We start from the raw sequence: 1,297 nt of genomic DNA on the forward strand, positions 1-1,297 counted from the left end.
GCCTCCTCGGTCGCCGGGGGTTCTTCGATGATGATGTGGGCGTTGGTGCCGCTGATGCCGAAGGAGGAGATTGCGGCGCGGCGTGGGTGGTCAAGTTGGGGCCAGGGGCGGTTTTGGGTGAGGAGTTCGACGTTTCCGGTGGTCCAGTCGACGTGGGGGGTGGGCTCGTCGATGTGGAGGGTGCGGGGGAGGGTGTGGTGGTGGATGGCTTGGATCATTTTGATGATTCCGGCGATGCCGGCGGCGGCTTGGGTGTGGCCGATGTTGGATTTGATCGATCCGAGCCAGAGGGGGTGTTGGCGGTTGTGTCCGTAGGTGGCTTGGATCGCTTCGGCTTCGATGGGGTCGCCGAGGGCGGTTCCGGTGCCGTGTGCTTCTATGGCGTCGATGTCGGAGGGGGTTAGTCCGGCGTTGGCGAGTGTTTGGTGGATGAGGCGGCGTTGGGCGGGGGCGCTGGGTGCGGTGAGTCCGTTGGAGGCGCCGTCTTGGTTGATGGCTGAGCCGCGTACGACGGCCAGGATGTGGTGGCCGTTGTGTTGGGCGTCGGAGAGGCGTTCTGCGAGTAGGAGGCCGGCGCCTTCGCTCCAGGCGGCGCCGTCGGCGGCGGCGGCGAATGATTTGGAGCGTCCGTCTGGGGCGAGGCCTCGTTGGCGGCTGAATTCGATGAATGGGGCGGGGGTGGCCATTACGGTTACGCCGCCTGCCAGGGCGAGGTCGCATTCGCCGTTCCGCAGGGCTTGAACGGCCAGGTGGAGAGCGACCAGCGAGGACGAGCACGCCGTGTCCACGGTCAGCGCCGGTCCGGCCAGGTCGAGTACATAGGACACCCGGCCGGACGCCACGCTCGTCTGCGTACCGGTGAGCAGGAACCCCTCGAATCCGTCGGGGGAGGCTTGCATGAGCTGGTTGCCGTAGTCGTCGTACATGACGCCGGTGAAGACGCCGGTGCGGCTTCCGCGGAGTGTGTGGGGGTTGATTCCGGCGTTTTCGAGGGTTTCCCAGGCGGTTTCGAGGAGGAGGCGTTGCTGGGGGTCGGTGGCGAGGGCTTCGCGGGGGCTGATGCCGAAGAATTCGGGGTCGAAGTCGGCGGCGTCGTGGAGGAAGCCGCCGTGGCGGGTGTAGGTGGTGCCGGGGTGGTCGGGGTCGGGGTGGTAGAGGGCGTCCAGGTCCCAGCCCCGGTCGGTGGGGAACTCGCCGATGGCGTCGGTACCGTCGGCCACCAGCCGCCACAGGTCCTGGGGGGACCGGACACCGCCGGGGTACCGGCACGCCATGCCCACGATCGCCACCGGCTCGT

The 1,297-nt window shown here is 67.9% G+C and carries 1 protein-coding gene; it reads right to left on the reverse strand.

The features are described from left to right. The coding region (locus tag ACTWPP_RS44955) for a type I polyketide synthase (RefSeq protein WP_443110610.1) at window positions 1–1,297 on the reverse strand (1,297 nt) is incomplete at both ends.

The sequence above is a fragment of the Actinomadura sp. 3N407 genome, assembly GCF_052245875.1.
GTDB lineage: Bacteria > Actinomycetota > Actinomycetes > Streptosporangiales > Streptosporangiaceae > Spirillospora.